The 18,395-nt window shown below is 50.6% G+C and carries 18 protein-coding genes; 4 read left to right on the forward strand and 14 right to left on the reverse strand.

Translation table 11 applies throughout. The features are described from left to right. Window positions 1–52 precede the first annotated feature (52 nt). The 4 genes from HV345_RS17880 to HV345_RS17895 form a co-directional block, all read right to left on the reverse strand. Complete coding sequence (locus HV345_RS17880; RefSeq protein WP_016155840.1) at window positions 53–730, reverse strand: AroM family protein; 678 nt, start codon at window positions 728–730, stop codon at window positions 53–55. Window positions 731–977: 247 nt separating this feature from the next. Beyond that, complete coding sequence (yaiA, locus tag HV345_RS17885) at window positions 978–1,169, reverse strand: protein YaiA (protein WP_181635883.1); 192 nt, start codon at window positions 1,167–1,169, stop codon at window positions 978–980. 26 nt (window positions 1,170–1,195) lie between these two features. Further along, the gene (gene aroL / locus HV345_RS17890) at window positions 1,196–1,741 is read right to left on the reverse strand and encodes a shikimate kinase AroL (RefSeq protein ID WP_046275381.1); all 546 of its coding nucleotides are present in this window, start codon (window positions 1,739–1,741) and stop codon (window positions 1,196–1,198) included. 185 nt (window positions 1,742–1,926) lie between these two features. Next, the gene (locus tag HV345_RS17895; protein ID WP_016155837.1) at window positions 1,927–2,382 is read right to left on the reverse strand and encodes a YaiI/YqxD family protein; all 456 of its coding nucleotides are present in this window, start codon (window positions 2,380–2,382) and stop codon (window positions 1,927–1,929) included. A 148-nt stretch (window positions 2,383–2,530) separates the two neighbouring features. On the opposite strand from HV345_RS17895, the gene proC reads away from it, so the two are divergent. After that, complete coding sequence (proC, locus tag HV345_RS17900) at window positions 2,531–3,340, forward strand: pyrroline-5-carboxylate reductase (RefSeq protein ID WP_016152005.1); 810 nt, start codon at window positions 2,531–2,533, stop codon at window positions 3,338–3,340. A gap of 17 nt (window positions 3,341–3,357) precedes the next feature. Here the strand turns inward: proC and adrA are convergent, their stop codons facing one another. From adrA to HV345_RS17925, 5 genes are all read right to left on the reverse strand, one after another. Then, entirely contained in the window at window positions 3,358–4,473 is a 1,116-nt protein-coding gene (gene adrA / locus HV345_RS17905) for a diguanylate cyclase AdrA (RefSeq protein WP_088583121.1), read from the reverse strand. A gap of 91 nt (window positions 4,474–4,564) precedes the next feature. After that, window positions 4,565–4,885 carry a phosphate starvation-inducible protein PsiF gene (psiF, locus tag HV345_RS17910; protein WP_003830956.1) on the reverse strand — a complete coding sequence of 107 codons (321 nt, stop codon included), beginning with the start codon at window positions 4,883–4,885 and terminating at the stop codon, window positions 4,565–4,567. Window positions 4,886–4,982: 97 nt separating this feature from the next. Further along, window positions 4,983–6,398, reverse strand: coding sequence for an alkaline phosphatase (gene phoA / locus HV345_RS17915; RefSeq protein WP_047357675.1), 1,416 nt, complete (start codon window positions 6,396–6,398; stop codon window positions 4,983–4,985). A gap of 104 nt (window positions 6,399–6,502) precedes the next feature. Next, window positions 6,503–6,745, reverse strand: a complete 243-nt coding sequence (locus tag HV345_RS17920; RefSeq protein WP_016152002.1) for a sigma-S stabilization anti-adapter protein IraP — start codon at window positions 6,743–6,745, stop codon at window positions 6,503–6,505. Between the two features lie 249 nt (window positions 6,746–6,994). After that, the gene (locus tag HV345_RS17925) at window positions 6,995–8,191 is read right to left on the reverse strand and encodes a multidrug efflux MFS transporter (RefSeq protein ID WP_181635884.1); all 1,197 of its coding nucleotides are present in this window, start codon (window positions 8,189–8,191) and stop codon (window positions 6,995–6,997) included. 301 nt (window positions 8,192–8,492) lie between these two features. Here HV345_RS17925 and ddlA point away from each other — a divergent pair, with 301 nt between their 5' ends. Next, the gene (ddlA, locus tag HV345_RS17930; RefSeq protein ID WP_181635885.1) at window positions 8,493–9,587 is read left to right on the forward strand and encodes a D-alanine--D-alanine ligase; all 1,095 of its coding nucleotides are present in this window, start codon (window positions 8,493–8,495) and stop codon (window positions 9,585–9,587) included. Between the two features lie 25 nt (window positions 9,588–9,612). Here the strand turns inward: ddlA and HV345_RS17935 are convergent, their stop codons facing one another. After that, entirely contained in the window at window positions 9,613–9,834 is a 222-nt protein-coding gene (locus HV345_RS17935; protein ID WP_019076140.1) for a DUF2754 domain-containing protein, read from the reverse strand. 264 nt (window positions 9,835–10,098) lie between these two features. Here HV345_RS17935 and HV345_RS17940 point away from each other — a divergent pair, with 264 nt between their 5' ends. Further along, window positions 10,099–10,422, forward strand: a complete 324-nt coding sequence (locus tag HV345_RS17940; protein ID WP_016151998.1) for a DUF2755 family protein — start codon at window positions 10,099–10,101, stop codon at window positions 10,420–10,422. Here HV345_RS17940 and HV345_RS17945 read toward each other — a convergent pair. Then, complete coding sequence (locus HV345_RS17945; RefSeq protein WP_047497835.1) at window positions 10,407–11,510, reverse strand: DUF1615 domain-containing protein; 1,104 nt, start codon at window positions 11,508–11,510, stop codon at window positions 10,407–10,409. The two genes, HV345_RS17940 and HV345_RS17945, sit on opposite strands and share 16 nt — an antisense overlap. 16 nt (window positions 11,511–11,526) lie before the next feature. After that, window positions 11,527–12,747 carry a peptide antibiotic transporter SbmA gene (sbmA, locus tag HV345_RS17950; protein ID WP_016155831.1) on the reverse strand — a complete coding sequence of 407 codons (1,221 nt, stop codon included), beginning with the start codon at window positions 12,745–12,747 and terminating at the stop codon, window positions 11,527–11,529. 383 nt (window positions 12,748–13,130) lie between these two features. On the opposite strand from sbmA, the gene ampH reads away from it, so the two are divergent. Then, entirely contained in the window at window positions 13,131–14,288 is a 1,158-nt protein-coding gene (gene ampH, locus HV345_RS17955) for a D-alanyl-D-alanine-carboxypeptidase/endopeptidase AmpH (RefSeq protein ID WP_016151995.1), read from the forward strand. 1 nt (window position 14,289) lies between these two features. Here the strand turns inward: ampH and iprA are convergent, their stop codons facing one another. Together iprA and ehaB are read right to left on the reverse strand one after the other, a co-directional pair. Continuing rightward, a complete protein-coding gene (gene iprA / locus HV345_RS17960) occupies window positions 14,290–14,913 on the reverse strand; it encodes a hydrogen peroxide resistance inhibitor IprA (protein ID WP_047357670.1) in 624 nt (207 codons plus the stop codon). Between the two features lie 90 nt (window positions 14,914–15,003). Next, the gene (ehaB, locus tag HV345_RS17965) at window positions 15,004–17,928 is read right to left on the reverse strand and encodes an autotransporter adhesin EhaB (RefSeq protein ID WP_181635886.1); all 2,925 of its coding nucleotides are present in this window, start codon (window positions 17,926–17,928) and stop codon (window positions 15,004–15,006) included. Between the last annotated feature and the right edge of the window lie 467 nt (window positions 17,929–18,395).

The raw sequence follows: 18,395 nt of genomic DNA on the forward strand, positions 1-18,395 counted from the left end.
GATTAAGTTGAGAACCAATATAGGGGGCTGACGTTCCACCTGTCACGCAAAATTACGCCAACAGCTCCGAAGCCAGTCGGGCAATCAACACATTAGACAGAAGAACCGGGACATCCAGCGATTTTTGCAGTAAATCGCGATGGCGTTGATTGAACCCCAGACAATCCAGCATGATCACATCCGCGCCTTGCTCCAGCAGTTCTTTCCCGGCATCAATCAATTGTTGTTCGGTACCTTCGATCGGATTCGCCACGGCATACACTGGTGGAGTTTGTAACACCTGCCATTTTTGCGTCTGGGCTTTGAGCAATTCGGTGACGGGGACAATAACCCCGACCTGATGCCCATCGACAATTGAGGCCACCAGCGGGGGGATAATACGTAACGGCTCCAGCAGAATGCTATTGCGGGCGGTCAGGCGAGCGATTGAGGCGGTACTCATCAGCAGGATCACGTCAAAGCCCTGGTTATCCAGCACCTCCACGATACTTTGCAACGAGCGCTCTACCTTCTGGCGTGAGACATGCGCAAGTTGGTGGTCGCTGAGCAGCGTTAATAAAGGCTCGTCACCGGGCGAAACGCCGTACTCAGCCATCACATCTTCTCGCCGCATCTGTCCAAGCAGACTGTGGTGAGTAATGTGCTGTTCATCGATATATTCCGTCAGGAGCGGTAACACCTCACACATCGGCACCACGCCAATCGTGAGGATAGCCAACGACGCACTCATTTGTTGCTCCACCATCTTCTTACTTTGCTGTGAAATCCCGGGCAAGTGCCGGGCGCTGACCTGCGCTACAAATGCTCAAAAGCGTAGCAGCTGAGCGGCGATGTATTGTGTAAAGATTCCAAATCATTCCGGTACTGGATTGTTATTGCTTAATTTTCAATTTTAACGGTATACGGCGAAATTTAAGAAAATGTGATGAACGCCCGTCGTGGCACTTTTCAGACTCGTGCCAGGACGGTGCTTAATATCAGGTTTTATTGGGGTCTTCGTAGCGTTTTTTGGCATCCCTGGCTTCCTGCGCAGAAGGATGCTCACTGATCAACGTATTCGGTTTAGGGTGATCGGCTCGAAGTTGATACCAGGTTACCGTCTGGCCTGGCGTCCCCTTTTCAACCGTAACAATGTTCGCTTGACGTGGGTAAGGTGGTTTTGTCGGCATAGTTCTTCCTTTTCACTGGATGAACATTAAGTATAGACACCGCCCTGTAACCGTGGCGCTGCCTGCGCCAGTATCTCAAGAATGTCTTCCACCACCTGCGCAGGTTTATGGGTGGCATCAACGATGTAGTGCGCAGCTTCACGGTACAGAACATCGCGCTGAGCGAGCACTTCCTGCACCTCTTCAGTCAACGGCTTACCGGTTAAGGTTGGGCGCAATCCCTCTTCAGGCGTGGCCTCCAGACGATCAACCAGTACTGGTACCGGTGCGCTTAAATAGATAACCACGCCGTGGCTGCGCATGTAATGACGATTAAATTCGGTAAGAATGATGCCGCCGCCGGTCGCAACAACCGTTGCTGGGGCTGTGACGGCCTGCAGAGCGCTCGTCTCCTGGGCACGAAACCCTTCCCATCCTTCCCTTTCGACGATCTCCGCCACGGTCATCTGCACGTGCGATTGCAACCAGCGATCGGTATCGACAAACTGGAAATCGATAGCCTTCGCCAGCGCCATACCGGTAGTTGTCTTACCACACCCCCGGGGGCCGACAAGATAAAGAGGTTGCGTCATTACAGAAATTCCCCAGGGAGCCGCGAGCGAGCGGGATCTGATGCGGTTAAAGATATAATCATATCACCAAACTAGTACATCGCCAAAACGTAAAGAAAAAATTACATACAGGGTAGCGATACCTATTAACCCCTACTATAACAAGAATTCACCATGAATAAAGTGTAAATAATAAATTACACGTTTTATTTTCTGCGCTGTACTTCCAGCCACCACTTATCAAGCTCAGCAGCAAAATGCTGCCTGTCTCGTGGTGAAAGGCTGTCCGGCCCGCCGGTCTGAATACCGCTGGCGCGTAGCGTATCCATAAAATCACGCATCATCAGACGCTCACGGATCGTGGCTTCGGTATAACGTTCACCGCGCGGATTAAGCGCCGCCGCACCTTTTTCAATGACTTCTGCCGCCAGCGGGATATCCGCTGTTATCACTAAATCACCGGCACTACACTGGCGCACAATCTCGTTATCCGCCACGTCAAACCCGGCGGGAACACGTAATGTGCGGATAAACCGCGAAGACGGGACGCGCAAACTCTGGTTTGCTACCAAAATAAGCGGCATCTGCATGCGCTCAGAAGCGCGGTACAAAATATCTTTAATCACATTCGGACACGCATCGGCATCCACCCATATTGTCATAATTTCTCCCCACTGATGTGCAGTTGCACATTGTCGCGTGCTTTTACTTGCAGGCAAAGTGCTGTTTATCCTTCTGCACGTATTCAATCCGCGCTAAGCTTAGCTTTCCCAGGTAAAACAATGAATATCACGCATAGGGAGTGACAAAATGGACAAGAAAATCGGTTTTATCGGCTGCGGTAATATGGGCAAAGCGATACTTGGCGGCATGATCGCCAGCGGCCAGGTTCTCCCCGGACAAATCTGGGTCTACACCCCTTCCCCCGATAAAGTCGCTGCATTGCACGACCAGTACGGTATTAATGCGGCGCAGTCTGCGCAAGAGGTCGCGCAAATCGCTGACATCGTTTTTGGGGCCGTAAAACCAGGCATCATGATTAAAGTACTGAGCGAAATTACCTCCAGCCTGAACAAAGACTCCCTGGTCGTCTCGATTGCCGCTGGCGTCACCCTCGATCAGCTCGCCCGCGCGCTAGGCCATGACCGTAAAATCATTCGCGCGATGCCAAACACGCCGTCACTGGTGAATGCCGGAATGACTTCCGTCACACCGAACGCCTTAGTCACGCCAGAAGACACCGCCGACGTGCTGAATATCTTCCGCTGCTTTGGCGAAGCGGAAGTCATTGCGGAGGCAATGATTCATCCGGTCGTTGGCGTCAGTGGTTCAGCCCCGGCTTATGTGTTTATGTTTATTGAAGCGATGGCGGACGCCGCCGTGCAGGGTGGCATGCCTCGCGCGCAAGCTTATAAATTCGCGGCGCAGGCAGTAATGGGTTCGGCGAAGATGGTGCTGGATACGGGTAAACATCCCGGAGAACTGAAGGATATGGTGTGCTCGCCTGGTGGAACCACCATTGAAGCGGTACGCGTCCTGGAAGAACGAGGTTTTCGTTCATCAGTGATTGAAGCGATGATTAAGTGCATGGAGCAGTCGGAAAAACTCAGCCGCTCCTGAGTTAACACCGCCGGACGTCAGGCCGCCGCCTCAGTGCGGTTACGTCCGGAATTCTTTGCTTTGTAGAGCGCCATATCCGCCGACTTTAACCATTCTCGATAATGCTCGGTTTCTGCGGTCAGCGGCGCAACGCCCACGCTGATCCGCAGAGCAACCTGCGGCGCGCAGGATAAACGCAGTTGACCAAGTCGTTCGTGAACGCGAGACATCGCCGCAATCGCGCTGGTTGCCGGCGTGCCGCACATAATCACCGCAAACTCATCACCGCCAAAGCGCCCGATCACGTCGCTACCGCGTAAGGTCATCTGCAACTGGCGGGTCAGCGCGACAATCGCCTGATCCCCAACGTCATGACCCCAGGTATCATTAATGCTCTTAAAATGGTCGATATCGATAATCAGTAACGTGGCGTCACGCTGGTAGCGGCGGCAATTATCAAATTCATTACGCAGTAACAGTTCCCAATGGCGGCGGTTGTACACCCCAGTCATGCCATCTCGCGTACTCATCACCTGTAAACGGCGTTTATGTTCCGCCAGCTTGATGACCGTCTGGTAGCTGACCCAGGCAAACAGCAGCGGATAAATCACCAGCACCGGCAGCGTCAATAGCACGCTAAGTTGAGTACTGCTAAAAGCGACGGAGATATCGGTTAACTGTAACGTCACCAGGCATGAAACCATCATCAAAACGGCGCCTGCGATGAATATTCGCATCCCGCCTGCGCCCATCAGGTTGATGCAGATAATCATCAGCAGCGCCGTGGATGGCAACAGGTTTACGCCCATAATCCCTATCCACATACCGGCAAGAATGGCATCGGCTTTTAAGTTGGTAAATTCGCTATGCAGAGGATCGTCGGCTTTGCTGGCCAACTGCCAGGCCAAATGCGGCCAGACAAACGCCCATCCCACCAGTAATAGCCACCAGCCACCGGTAATGGGCTGAGCAACTAATACCGACGCGATAGGGAAAAACATTCCCCCCAAACCCACCGCTCGCGGCAGCCTGATTCGTCGGGCGAATCGCAGACCGGAACGTTGGTGGTCATTTTGATGAAGCGATAAAAATGCTTCATTCGGGACGACCTTCTTTTGATAAAAGTTTTCATCATTCATTGTATTTGGGAATATTCTGAAACAAATTTCCCAAATTATAGGAAGGGGTCTGGTGGCGGAAGTATGATATTTCGGGTGAGCGATTTTACCTGCTCACCCGTAAGTGCTACGCAGATTTCTTCAGGCAAGCGCTCATAAATTTATTACGATCATCACCTTTCAGAGACTGCTCCGTCGCCTTAACGTTACATTCACGCATTTTTTGCTGCTGCGGCGTCAGGCTCTTTTCCTCCGGCGCAGATTTACTGTTTTTCAGGCAATCACTCATATATGTCTTACGCGCATCCCCTTTTAAGGTCTGCGCCGTTGCCTGCTGATTGCAGGTGGTCATACGCTGTTGTTGCGGGGTTAAAGTCTTCTCGGCGGCACCGACGGTAGTTAAAAAAATCAGACCAAAAAGCAGCGTCATTAATAATGTAATTTTCATAGCATCCTTCTTTTCTGAACGACAACACACAGGTAAGTTTGGCTGCTAACGATAAAAATACCACCCGGCGGCAAAAGTATTGCCGCCGGGCGTCGGGTTATTTCAGTCCTAACGCCGCTTTCATGGTGTAAAACAGGTCGGTTTGATCGGTCAGGCCGACCACATTCGCCGCATGCGGGCCATAGGCTGCAATTCGCAGCTGGCTGCCGGTGTGCTCCTGAGATTCCTCTTCAGAGTTGCCGTAGCTGATGACCATGACCGCGCCATCTTTGGTGTTCAGCGCCTGGGTCAGGCCAGGTGCTTTGGTATCCGGCGCGACAATCTGGCTGGCATGTGCGTGGTCAGCGGTTACCACCACCAGGGTGTTGCCATCTTTCTTCGCAAAGGCAAGCGCGCGCTGTACCGCTTCGTCCAGATCGACCGTTTCACCAATCTGTCCGCACGGGTTGGCGGCGTGGTCCTGTTTATCGATTGACGCCCCTTCCACTTGCAGGAAGAAACCTTTCTCATTTTTGCTTAACAACTCAATCGCTTTATCCGTCATCTGTGCCAGCGTTGGCACGCTGTCGTCACGCTTTGGATTTGGCGTACAGGTCACAACCGGCTTATCCAGATTGCCATGATAAGACGCTTTCGGACCTTCCCAGCGCACGGGCATATTGCCGTCAGAGAACAGGCCCAGCAGCGGTTTATCCTGATTAGCTTCGGTAATCGCCGCCAGCGTCGCGGTATCACTCACCATCTGATAACCGCGGGCCAGGGCTTGTTCACGCAACGTTTTACCCTGCCACTCGCCCGCCGCAGCGGTTTCCGCAAACGTTTTGGCCCCGCCGCCCAGCGTAACGTCAGCCCGGGCATTCAGTAATTGTTCGGTGATTGACCCTTTACCGCCTTTTTCCAGCGCATTGGTTGGGCATTTTTCACGTGTCACGCCTGGGCCATAGCACTTACGCGAAGTCACATGGGCAACCAGCGCCGCCGGGGTAGCATCCTGCAATTCAGCGGTAGAAACGTTTCCCGTTGCCAGCCCCGCCGCTTTTGCCATTTCAAGAATTGTGGCGTGATCTTTTTCATGGATATCAACGCCCAGCGCACCATTATAGGTTTTCACACCGGTGGTCCACGCCGTCGCGGATGCCGCAGAATCCGTCACATAATCGGGTTTACCCGTTTTCTTATCCAACGCATAGTGCGTGTATTGTCCGGTCAACGGTAAAGCATCAATTCCTTTAAAAAAGCCGCCTGCGCCTTCGGCATAATTTCGCGCGGCCGTTATTTCTGAGTCCCCCATCCCATCGCCAATCAATAAAATAATATTTTTGGCAGGTTTATCGCTCAGAGATTCGCGCAGAGCCGCCGTTTGATCGGCAGACAATCGGCGGGCGCCGCCCGGCGTGGTGATATCACCCTGAGCGGCACGATTATCCATAACCGTTATGGCAGAGGTTTCTGCATTAATAACCGGGGTAAACAGCAAAGGTAACAGGGCAATAGCGAGTGCGCTTTGTTTCACTTTATTTTCTCCATGTATAAATACGGTAAAATTAAAACAAAGCGACTATAAGTATTTGATGTGACACTTTTATGATAATTTGTGGATGACGCACCACGGATTACTCAAAACGCTTTTGGCACACTCTCGCCAGCGTTATGAACGTTGGTCAGAAACGCAGGCATACGGCCTTCTCCAGCCAAAGCCCCCTCAATTTGGCGAATAAATATTTGCCGATCGTTACACGTCATATTGCGCAGCATTTCGATGATTACCTGCTCCAGCGTTTCAACCTGCGCCGTCAGTTCTTGCGACTCTTCTTCTTTTTGGGCGAGCTTAAGTAACAACTCAGTAACGAGATTTTTCATTTACGTATTCCCTTAACCAAATATAGGCCACGTTATCATTAAGACTCACAACTGCCTAGAGGATGAAAGTTGTATTTTCATAAGAAATAAAACGTTTTGCGAAAACAATCACAACACAAAATAAGGGAGAAAGAGTCTTAGCGCAGAATTATTCCATATAAAAGGGTAAGGGGATTAATAATCACCTGGATATATAAATGCATAATGATGGATTAACAACGCTGACGAGCAGCGTTGTTAATCAGGTACTCAGCGTGCGCAGCGCCGACGTCGCAATGCGATAGCCAGTTGCCAGATGTTGATTAGCACAATGCACGCCGTGGCAATAAACACCCAGCGAAAGCCCGCCATTGCCGAAACCGTAGCCCCCATTAATGGCCCGGCTACGTTGCCGAGGTACATAAATGACTGGTTATAACCAAAAATGCGCCCGGTTATCTGGTCGCTGGAGTATTTTACCAGCAGCGTCTGCACCGCGGGCAACATCGCGCCGTCGGCAAAGCCGAGCAGAAAACGTAAGATCCCCAACTGCAACGGCGTAGTGACCCATGACATGGCGAAAAACAACACGACGGCGAAGATTAACGTTGCCATTAAAATCCGCTCGGTCCCAATACGATCGCCTAATTTACCTAGCCGGGGCGCAGAAATCAGCGCCGAGATGCCCGGAACCGAAGCAATCAGCCCGCTGAGAAAGGCAATATTAGAACTGTCTGGGACCATTGATTTAATAAACAGCGCCAGAATCGGCCCAATTGAGCCGTTACACAACTGGATCACCATCGTAGTAAAAAACAGGCTGATCACCAGCGTCGGATAAGGCAGCGAGGCAAAGACGGCCTTCCCGCTCAGGCGTTCGCTTTTTTTGATTGTCGGGCGCACACCTTCTTTAATTAAGAACAGCGTGACCAGAAAACTCACTACCAGCAAAGCCGCGGTAATACAGAATACCGCCCGTAAGCCAATGTGGTCGGCAATAAAGCCCCCCATCAGCGGTCCGCCAATAACGCCGCTAATTTGCGCCGTCGAGAGCGTACTCAGCGCCCACCCGCTGCGTTCGCGCGGAACCTGTGAGGCTACCAGCGCCATCGCATTGGGAATATAGCCAGACGTTAACCCCATGATCCCACGCAGCAGAAAAAGCTGCCAGACGTTAGTGGCAAAGGCCTGCAGTAAAATCGCAATCGCCATACCCAAAGAGGCCCGCAGCAGCATCAGCTTGCGTCCTTTACGGTCGGCTAAACTCCCCCACATCGGAGAGACGATGGCTGAAATCAGGAAGGTGACGCTAAACGTTAAGCCAGACCACATTGAGAGTGCTTCATGGGAGCTTACCCCCAGTTGGGAGATATAGAGCGGTAAAAAAGGCAGGATTTGGCTGATTGCCAGGCCGGTGAAAAAGCAACCGAACCATACGGAAATGAGGTTGACTCTCCAGGATTCCATAGGGACTCATAACGATAAGTAGCTGAAAACTGTGAGTAGCTTAACAAATTACTTAGCCAAATAAGGGTCCACAGGTGCGATATATCACAGTTTAGGATTTTATCTTCCCGCTCATCATATTTGTGATATACCTCACATCAACCCCACAATATCAGCAGGGGTTTATGCTCCGCGTCCGTTCTGCGCGTTTGCGCTTATCTGTTCCTCTGTTGCCCATCAAAACAATCTGCCAGAAGCCGAGGAAACCTGCGTTTTGTCGTGGTAATGTATGTGCTTTGCATTCATGGAATGGGTTTTTAAGATGGCAAAGTTGCGGGTAGGAATCGTATTTGGTGGTAAATCAGCGGAACATGAAGTGTCATTGCAATCGGCAAAAAATATTGTCGATGCCATCGACAAGACTCGCTTTGACGTTGTGCTGTTAGGTATTGATAAGCAAGGGCAATGGCACATTAGCGATGCCAGTAACTATCTGCTCAATTCAGATGATCCAGCGCATATTGCGCTGCGTCCTTCCGCGACCAGCCTGGCTCAGGTCCCGGGTAAACAAGAGCACCAGTTGATCGATGCGCAAACCGGTCAGCCACTGCCAACGGTCGATGTTATTTTCCCGATCGTACACGGCACGTTGGGTGAAGATGGCTCTCTGCAGGGTATGCTGCGCGTGGCGAATCTGCCGTTCGTCGGTTCTGATGTCCTGGGTTCTGCGGCCTGTATGGATAAAGACGTGACCAAACGTCTACTGCGCGATGCCGGATTAAACATCGCGCCATTTATTACGCTCACCCGTGCCAATCGCAACCACATCAGCTTTGCCGAGGTGGAATCCCGACTTGGCCTGCCGCTGTTTGTAAAACCAGCCAACCAGGGCTCGTCCGTTGGCGTCAGTAAAGTGACCAGCGAAGCGCAATACAATCAGGCCGTCGCGCTGGCATTTGAATTCGACCATAAAGTCGTGGTGGAACAAGGGATCAAGGGCCGCGAGATCGAATGCGCGGTGCTGGGCAACGATCAACCGCAGGCCAGTACCTGTGGCGAGATCGTGCTGAACAGTGATTTTTACGCTTACGACACCAAATACATTGACGATAACGGTGCCAAAGTGGTTGTTCCGGCAGCGATCGCACCGGAAATTAACGATAAGATCCGCGACATTGCTATTCAGGCTTATCAGGCGCTGGGCTGCGCCGGTATGGCGCGCGTGGACGTTTTCTTAACCGCAGAGAACGATGTTGTGATCAATGAGATCAACACGCTGCCGGGCTTTACCAACATCAGCATGTATCCAAAACTGTGGCAGGCGAGCGGCTTAGGCTATACCGATTTGATCACTCGCCTGATCGAACTGGCACTGGAACGTCATGCGGCGGATAGCGCGTTGAAAACCAGTATGTAAACCCGCCAGGATGCCTGATCGATAGCTATTGGGCATCCTTTGCTTCTTCTTCATCTTCCACGCGGCGACGGATAATTAATCCGGCCAACCAAAAGCTAATCACCCACGTCACCAACCCCACCGCATAGGTCTGCCATCCCTGCGCTTCAAAACCCAGTAAGCCCACCACCCCGTTCAGAATAAAGATAAGCCCAATAGCGAAGGCATAGTAGTGCCAGTCTCGGCGGATTTTAACAGGCAGGTTCATAACAGCTCCGGAGGAAATACAACGTGAAAGCGCATCCTCGCACATTTCCTCATAGACGTCTGTGGCCTGTGCGGAATTTCTGAAATGTAACTTGATTTCACTTAAGGTTACGTAATTGTGACAACCAGCAAAAAACCGAGATCCAGGAATAATCTCTACCTGAAATTACCATCATTCTGATATTGACATTGCCGATCACCTGTCAGACTCACTGTCAGTTCCAGGCATCACGTCAAAAAAAGCAGGTTATTTCCGGAGGTCTTTATGGCTGATTTTACGCTCTCAAAATCCCTGTTTAAGGGCAAACATCGGGATACCTCCTCCCTGCCCGGCAACATTGCGTATGCCGTATTTGTGCTGTTTTGCTTTTGGGCAGGCGCGCAGGTTTTAAATCTGTTGGCCCACGCTCCCGGCATCTATGAACAGCTGATGCAGTTGCAAATGCAAGAGACAGGACGCCCACGAGTTGAAATTGGCTTAGGCGTCGGTACCCTTTTTGGGCTGGTCCCTTTCCTTGCCGGAAGTCTGATTCTTGGCGCCATTGCGGCATTCGTGCGCTGGCGCCGCCGTCATCATAACGATGACTGACCCATACATTTCGCCCGACGATCGTCCACGCGTTTCGCAAACCACGCGGTAGTCAGATTACGTGTAATCTTCGGGCTTTCCAGCTGAATGCCTGGCAGCATTTCACGGGGTAGCGCTTTCCCGCTCTTCGCTTCCGCCAGCTTATAGACCTTCTCGTACAGCGCGGTATCTTCAAAAGCCAGACTGTCACCTTTTTGCAGTTGACGGTGGATCTCACTCTCGCTCATCCCCAGCTTCCCGGCCAGTTTACGTACCGCCAGCTCGGTTTTGCCCGGCTCGCTGCTGCCGTAGAGAATCAAGTCACCATCCATCGCCAGTTTCACTCCGCTGGCTTTACTGACCGCATTCTGGAAAGCCGCATTGCGGCTGGCATACCATCCCGCATTGAAATCGGCGAAACGGAAGATTGGCGCGCTGTAATTCGCCGGGTAGTTAAGCAGATGATACGTACCGAACCACAACCCACCGCGGCGGCTGAACACTTCCTGACGAACTGTTCCCGCCATTTTCCACGGATACCCATCGGCGTGCTGCTCGGCAAACGCGATACTGACCTGCATTGGCCCACCGGTATGTACCGGATTAAGCGAACCAAACAGCGTCTGCCCCATCGGTACCATATTGATAAAATCATCAAAAATGGCGCTAAGCTGTTTTTCCGTTTTCACCGTATCCAGACGCTCGCTGTAGCTTTTCCCCGTTGGCGAGTTAATCTTCAGTGCGGTATGCACCACAAACTGCGGGATATGCATACGCTCGGCGCGCCGGTCGATCTCTTTCCAGGCGATTTTACTTAAGTTTGGAACGGCCGGATCCGCCTGATAGTTTGACTCCTGTTGCGCGACCGCCAGCACCGAACAGATATTTTCAACCGTCGGCGCCAGCTTCTGGCTTTCAAACGTCTTCGCTAAATCCTGCGCCCATGCGTCCCGGTCTTTCACGCTGGCGGGCATTTTCTGGCGCACCACGCTCGCCACATCGACGGCTTTCTCCCCTTTTTTTAGCGGCTGCGCGGGTTGGCTACTACATCCCACCAGCACCAGAGCGGCCAGACCGGACAAGGGGTAAAGACGGGAAACCGTCGACATAACATCTCCTTTTTTATTAACTAAGCGTATGGGTAACTTCCTGAATATCCTGGCCATCAAGCTCACGTTCAAAGCTGCGCAGACGCTTATAAATAGACATCAGTTCGACTAACGTTGTCCAGGAGTTAATCAAATACTGGAACGAGCCGCGCACCTGGCCAAACACGTTGGTGATTTGCGTCATCAGGCCGAGCGTAATCGTACCGGCAACAATCGACGGGAACAGCAGGAACAAGCCGAAAACGTTATCAACCTGCAGGTATAGAATGCGGGCGATATTGAAGTACATATAGTGAAAATAGAGGCGGAAGTAGTTCTGGCGCACCGCATGGAACAGTTCACGCACCGTCGGCGGGGTCGCACGATTAGCGTCATCTTCACCGTAAACCAGTTCTTTACGGTAAGCCGCTTCCACGCGCTGGTTTTTAAACTCCAGCCCCGGAAGTTTGATGCCGACTACCGCCAGCAAGCCGGTTCCCATCAACGACCAGACAATCGCGGCAATCACCAGGCCATAAGGAACATGTCCAACAATAGGCAGGTCCGGCACATGGGCTGAGAGTGTGACCAGGACAGGTAAGAAGGCAATCAGCGTCATAATCGCATTGATAAAGCTGACCCCCATATCTTCAAGCGTGGAGGCAAAACGCATGGTATCTTCCTGCACACGCTGCGCCGCGCCTTCGATATGACGCAGATGCTGCCAGTGCGCCATATAGTGTTCGTTCATTGCGGTACGCCAGCGGAATACATAGTGGCTGACGAAGAAGTTGTTCATCACCCCAATGACCACGGCAATCAGCGCAATGCCAAGAAAGATGCCTACTTCATGATAGAACTGCTCAATCTTCACCTTATGCGGCGCACTCAACGCGGATTGAATCAGATCATAGAATGGCGCATACCAGGCGTTGACGGCGACGCCAACTTCAACCAGAAACCAGGTCACGAAAATTATCAGCGACGTGCCCAGTATGGACCAGTACTGCCAGCGGTGCGGACTGTAGATAAACCAGAACAGCGCAAACACACCAACACAAAGGATGTAATACGCATAAAAAATCAGGTAATCCAGCGACCAGAATCGGGCCGCGCTAATCGGTACGTCTCCCGACGCGCCGGTAATATGCGCAACCCAGGCTCCCCCACCTCCTTGCCAGAATACAACGGCGACCAGTGCCCAAATAAATGCCGAAATAAAGAACGGCCCCGGCTTTGGGAAAAAAGACTTAAACATAGTGCTCTCCTGCTAACTTCTTATCGTTATGACGACTGCTGTGTATTTGCCACCGTGGAGTGCGGCGGCCAGACGGCTTACGCCCAAAAACACAAGCTGAAACCGACAAGTGTGACCAAAACCGCGGCACTTAGTTCGCATCCTGGTATGAAGAATTGTTTCTGTGATTTTCACACTCGACAACGTTCCAGCAAGTGCAGATTATCACAGCGTGAGATCACAAAAGCGAACATCCGTAATCCGGGAAACGCTCGCGTTTACTCATCGTTACGTTTTTCACACTATCATTGGCTGATAAGCGCTTTGCAATACGCCGATGAGTAGTATAAATACGCATACGCACGACATCCTTTTTCACTTTCTCTAACTCATGGACACCACCGTTGAAACGTAGTCTGCTTTTTTCTGCCGCGCTGTGTGCGGCGTCATTGACATCTGTCCAGGCGGCACAGCCTATAACCGATCCGGTCTTCGCCTCTGATATCGTCGATCGTTATGCCGACCATATATTTTACGGCAGCGGTGCTACGGGGATGGCGCTCGTGGTGATTGATGGTAACCAGCGCGTATTTCGCAGCTTCGGCGAAACACGCCCTGGCAATAACGTTCATCCGCAGCTGGATTCCGTTATTCGAATTGCCTCTATTACTAAATTAATGACCAGCGAAATGCTGGTGAAATTACTCGATCAGGGTACGGTTAAACTCAACGATCCATTGAGCAAATATGCGCCGCCTGGCGCTCGCGTGCCAACTTATCAGGGCACGCCGATTACGCTGGTGAATCTGGCGACGCATACCAGCGCGCTGCCGCGCGAACAGCCTGGCGGTGCGGCGAAGCGCCCAGTGTTTGTCTGGCCAACCCGTGAACAGCGCTGGAGCTATCTATCAACCGCCACGCTTAAAGCCGCACCGGGTTCGCAGGCTTCTTATTCCAACCTGGCGTTTGACCTGCTGGCCGATGCGCTGGGAACCGCATCCGGAAAGCCTTATCCGCAACTGTTTGAAGAAAAAATTACCCGTCCGCTGGGAATGAAAGATACCACCTTTACCCCATCCCCCGATCAATGCAGACGCCTGATGGTCGCGGAAAAAGGTGCCAGTCCTTGCAACAATACCCTGGCGGCGATGGGCAGCGGTGGTGTTTATTCAACGCCCGGCGATATGATGCGCTGGATGCAGCAGTATCTCTCATCTGATTTTTACCATCGTAGCCAGCAGGCCGACCGTATGCAGACGCTGATTTATCAGCGTACGCAGTTAACCAAAGTGATAGGGATGGATGTTCCAGGTAGAGCCGATGCGCTGGGTTTGGGCTGGGTCTATATGGCACCGAAGAATGGGCGACCAGGAATTATTCAAAAAACCGGTGGCGGCGGCGGCTTCATTACCTATATGGCGATGATCCCACAGCAAAACGTCGGGGCATTTATCGTGGTGACCCGTTCTCCGCTAACCCGATTTACCAATATGAGCGACGGTATCAACGATCTGGTTGCAGAGTTGAGCGGGAACAAACCGCAGGTTATTCCTGCATCCTGACTTAATACTCAAAAGGCAAACGGTTAATGCTCACCAGTTTGCCTTTATTCATTTCAATGTAACCACCTTTACGCAATGCCGCGAGAACCTCAGCGACAACTGAGCGTGAAATTCGTGTGCGTTGGTGAATATAGTTCATGACGCCGATACGCGAACGCAGTACGTCGTCCCATTTCATCATGGATATCAGCGTCGCGCGGATCTGATCGTAGGAGTTATTGCCGATCAGCTGCAGATCGCGCAACTCAAACATGGAATTTTGCCATGCTAACCAGCAAAAGGCTTCACGCCAAAGCTGGCATTGTTCAATTATATTTATCGTTTGCGAAGCAGGCAGGTGGTATCCCGTACAATTATTTTCGGTTATTAATCTGTATTGTACATCTGTTTTCATCACACCATCAGAAAGGCCCATAATAAAAGGCGCCTGTGCAATCCCGACCAGCACGCTTTCCCCTCTACGTAAGGAAACAACACCACTTAAAATAACAAAAGTTTCGTCACTATTAATATCGCTGGAAAAAATTATTTCTTTGTCGTTATCACACTCAAAGTGCTTACCATATTTCGCTAAACATTTATCAAGCTTACCAAACTCAAGAAGAGGTTTATTTGAAGATAGCATGTGCGAATTCCTTGCAAGAAATGCCCGTCAAATGCGTGACGGGCATTATTTCTAAATAAAATTACCTTTTATTTCTCTGCAAGAAAGTTGTTACCAGGTATATTTAACACCAACGTTTGCAGACCAGTCTTGATCGACATCACCGCCACCGAGGTAATTAGCATCGGTGTACGCGCTGAAGTTCTTGGTGAAGCTGAACTGAGTACCCAGCCCAACGCGTACCGCAGAACCTTCTACGCCGTTGTCGATAGAATCACCGTTTACATCAGAATCGTTGTTAGAGTCGTCGTAAACGTAGGCCAGTTTGAAGTACGGGGTCAGCGCCTGGTCATCGCTGTAGGCGAAGGTATAACCCGCATCTACACCAAGTTCATAACGCATGCTGTCATAAGACTGACCGTCAACTTTCATGTCGTTGCTCAGCTTATAGTCATCACCAGACTGGAACAGACCGGATACGCTACCGTAAGGGGTTACGTAACCTGCGTCACCCAGCTTCAGGTCATAACCCAGTTTCAAGCCGAAGCCCCAGGCATCAGAAGAGGTGCTGCCATCAACATACTGACCGTTGCTCATGCTGGCAGACAGATCGTTGTTGAAGTGGGAGTAGCTTAAGTTACTGTCAACAAAGATGTTGTTCGCAAAACGAGCAGAAGAGTAGAAATAGGCAGTCTGGCTATCCTGATCTACCTGACCGGTACGATCACTCATGTCACCTTTCGCGAAGCCTGCCGCAGCACCGACAATCCACTTAGCGTTGTTACCATCGATTTTGGAATCAACACCGACCATGATGCCGTTAACATCCTGATCATAGTTAATGTTGCCGTTATCCGCATCGAAGCTGCCGCCGAAGTAGCTCACCCATGCACCACCGTTATCTACCAGACCATGACGCGCGTTAGTCAGACGAGTACCAACGGTGTCTTGCTCCAGGTTCCAGATATTGGTGTTGGCAGACGGAATACTCAGCGCCATGTTCGCGTAGTCGGTCAGCTCCATCTGCTGCAGAACAACGGTGTTACCCTGCTGCTGAGCCTGATAGGTGTAAGCACCCAGGTCTGCTTTGTTGGCTGCAGAGAAGGTTGCGGTGCTGTTCTTGTCGTTAACGTAGATCAGCTCGTTACCCTTGTAATCGGTAACAGAACCTGCGCCAGTGGCGTTATCGATGCGAACTTTATAGTTACCGGTTGCCGCTGCTACGTGATCACCGTAGTTATCAACTTCAGACTGATCGCCTGAGGTGTCGGAATCGCCGTTACCGTTGATAGTCAGATGACCATCAGAGTTCATCGCGATCACGCCATAACCGTAGTTAGCCTGGCGCGTATCGTTGGTACGATCGTTGGTCAGGTCAGCATTCAACACATAGTTAGCGCTGTTGATGTCGAAAACACCCGCATTAACATGGTTGTAAGCGTCGGTGTAGCTGGTCAGATTCAGGGTATCAACCTGCAGCGCGTTCCCGGTGCTGTTGCCCACATCCAGAACGCCGTTGTTGGTGACGTTAATGGTATTGGCATACAGCGCGGCATTAAGCACATTCCAGCCAGCAGAGACATCATCAGCAATCGTTACGGTACTGTTGTCAATAGACAGCGTATTAGTCGCAACACGACCATCTTCATTGATGTTAAGTGCAGAAGCACCGGTCAGAGTGATGGAGTCAGAAACCAGCGCAGAATCACCCACGTTGACAACGGAACCGCTGTTGATGCTCAAAGTGTCAATCAGAGAAGTTTTGGTGGTACCCCACTGGGAAGCGCCGTTCAGCGTCACGTTGAACAGACCGCTCTGATAAACGGTATTGCCAACCACATGACCATTTTCGTCATAAGAGGATGTGTCGCTATCGATACCGTAAGTTGAAGAAGGCCACAGGCTGTTGGCAGCGATATCAATCAGCGTAGGGGTGGCTTCAGTACCCTCAGCATAGCTTTCGTAAACGCCATCACCATCAACGTCAACCTGATGGACGGACATTGCCGCACCAACCCACTTGCTGCCGTGGTTCAGGGTCAGATCCAGACGGTCAGTACCATCCCAGCCGTTGGTATCCAGATCGGCATCGGTATCGCGGTAAGTATCAGCACCGTTCGGGAAGAAGTTCTCATCAAAGTTGCTGGAGAACAGCACATCGCCCATCAGCGTAGCGTTATCAAACGTGGCGGTGGTCTGCATCGCGTTATCTGCATTGGGATTAGCAATAACCGCCAATGCGATATCATTCGCGTTCCAACCGTTACCGTTGTAGTCGCTCGCATTGCTGGTGTTACCAAACCAGCCGGATCTTCCTTCATCAGACCAGGAACCTGAGGTCAGGGTAGAGTCGGTAACAGCGATAGTGTTGTTAAACACTTCGCCGCTGTTTACGCCGGTGATGACGGTATTATCGTCAATATCTTCCCACTCATAACCCTGAGTCAGGGTAATACCCGCGACGTGAGAGTTGTTGGAGATAGACAGATCAACTTCTTGATCCAAAGTGATAGCCGTGCCCAGGTTATAAACGTCGACAACGTGCGTATCAGCCACGTCATTATAGGTACCGTTGTAGGTATAATGTTCGTAGTTGTCATCGATAGTGGAGTTGATGACGTTCATTGCCAGACGGTCGTAGTAATAGTCGGTACCCGTACGGTTAGTACAATCCGTGGTCATACATTCGGATGTCACCATTCCGTGAATGGTACTGTTTTTAATCGTCAGGCTGTTATAATTGCCGTTAGTTGACAGTCCATCATCCAGATAATAAGTAGAAATAACGCCGTTGACAGTAGCGTTATTGATTACCGGATAAATATCACCATTATAAATACTATCAGTGCCGTAATTGTTCCAACCGACATATCCATCGAAGTAAACGTCATCAACATGTGATGCGTCATTATAATGGGTGAACGTTGTGTATGTGGTTCCAGAAATATCAGTAGAAGCATTCGCCTGAGAAGTGATTGCCAAAGTACAGGCTAATGCTAATTGTGAGACTACTAGTTTCTTTTTCCAAGTGTGCATTTGTCATCCCTCCTCAGGGACGTAATATAGTTGATCCATCAATTATCAATGCAAAGAAAACATTTTATGTTTCGCGGGGAAGATTATGCGGTTTCACAAAGTAAAGGTTCAATTATTCTTTGCTAGTCGTCCGAAACCGGACAACACTACGAATATCCTCACCTCTGACACAAAAAACAAAAAAACTCATTCTTTCAATGAAATACCGCACGACACATCTCTGATGTATATAATTAACAAATAACTCACCACACACCCAAACAAATAAACAATAAATAAAGAGGAATTATCACCAGCCCTACACAAACAAACGCATCGATATTTAAAATAATAAAAATAGAAACAAGAAAAATAATGAATATAAATAACTTGCCATAAATGTGAATAAATTGCTCTAATGATTCAGCCTTCCACGATGGAAAATCCAGATATAACGCCAACTTTCGTAAACCACCCACCCTCAGGTT

It is taken from the genome of Citrobacter sp. RHBSTW-00986, assembly GCF_013783065.1.
Classification (GTDB): Bacteria; Pseudomonadota; Gammaproteobacteria; order Enterobacterales; family Enterobacteriaceae; genus Citrobacter; species Citrobacter braakii.

Coding starts and splice junctions, on each gene's coding strand:
- iprA (WP_047357670.1), bottom strand. CDS start 14,913: ATGCTATCTTCAAATAAACCTCTTCTTGAGTTTGGTAAGCTTGATAAA.
- psiF (WP_003830956.1), bottom strand. CDS start 4,885: ATGAAAATTACATTATTAATGACGCTGCTTTTTGGTCTGATTTTTTTA.
- ddlA (WP_181635885.1), top strand. CDS start 8,493: ATGGCAAAGTTGCGGGTAGGAATCGTATTTGGTGGTAAATCAGCGGAA.
- HV345_RS17880 (WP_016155840.1), bottom strand. CDS start 730: ATGAGTGCGTCGTTGGCTATCCTCACGATTGGCGTGGTGCCGATGTGT.
- ehaB (WP_181635886.1), bottom strand. CDS start 17,928: ATGCACACTTGGAAAAAGAAACTAGTAGTCTCACAATTAGCATTAGCC.
- sbmA (WP_016155831.1), bottom strand. CDS start 12,747: ATGTTTAAGTCTTTTTTCCCAAAGCCGGGGCCGTTCTTTATTTCGGCA.
- HV345_RS17935 (WP_019076140.1), bottom strand. CDS start 9,834: ATGAACCTGCCTGTTAAAATCCGCCGAGACTGGCACTACTATGCCTTC.
- HV345_RS17920 (WP_016152002.1), bottom strand. CDS start 6,745: ATGAAAAATCTCGTTACTGAGTTGTTACTTAAGCTCGCCCAAAAAGAA.
- proC (WP_016152005.1), top strand. CDS start 2,531: ATGGACAAGAAAATCGGTTTTATCGGCTGCGGTAATATGGGCAAAGCG.
- yaiA (WP_181635883.1), bottom strand. CDS start 1,169: ATGCCGACAAAACCACCTTACCCACGTCAAGCGAACATTGTTACGGTT.
- HV345_RS17940 (WP_016151998.1), top strand. CDS start 10,099: ATGGCTGATTTTACGCTCTCAAAATCCCTGTTTAAGGGCAAACATCGG.
- HV345_RS17925 (WP_181635884.1), bottom strand. CDS start 8,191: ATGGAATCCTGGAGAGTCAACCTCATTTCCGTATGGTTCGGTTGCTTT.
- aroL (WP_046275381.1), bottom strand. CDS start 1,741: ATGACGCAACCTCTTTATCTTGTCGGCCCCCGGGGGTGTGGTAAGACA.
- HV345_RS17895 (WP_016155837.1), bottom strand. CDS start 2,382: ATGACAATATGGGTGGATGCCGATGCGTGTCCGAATGTGATTAAAGAT.
- HV345_RS17945 (WP_047497835.1), bottom strand. CDS start 11,510: ATGTCGACGGTTTCCCGTCTTTACCCCTTGTCCGGTCTGGCCGCTCTG.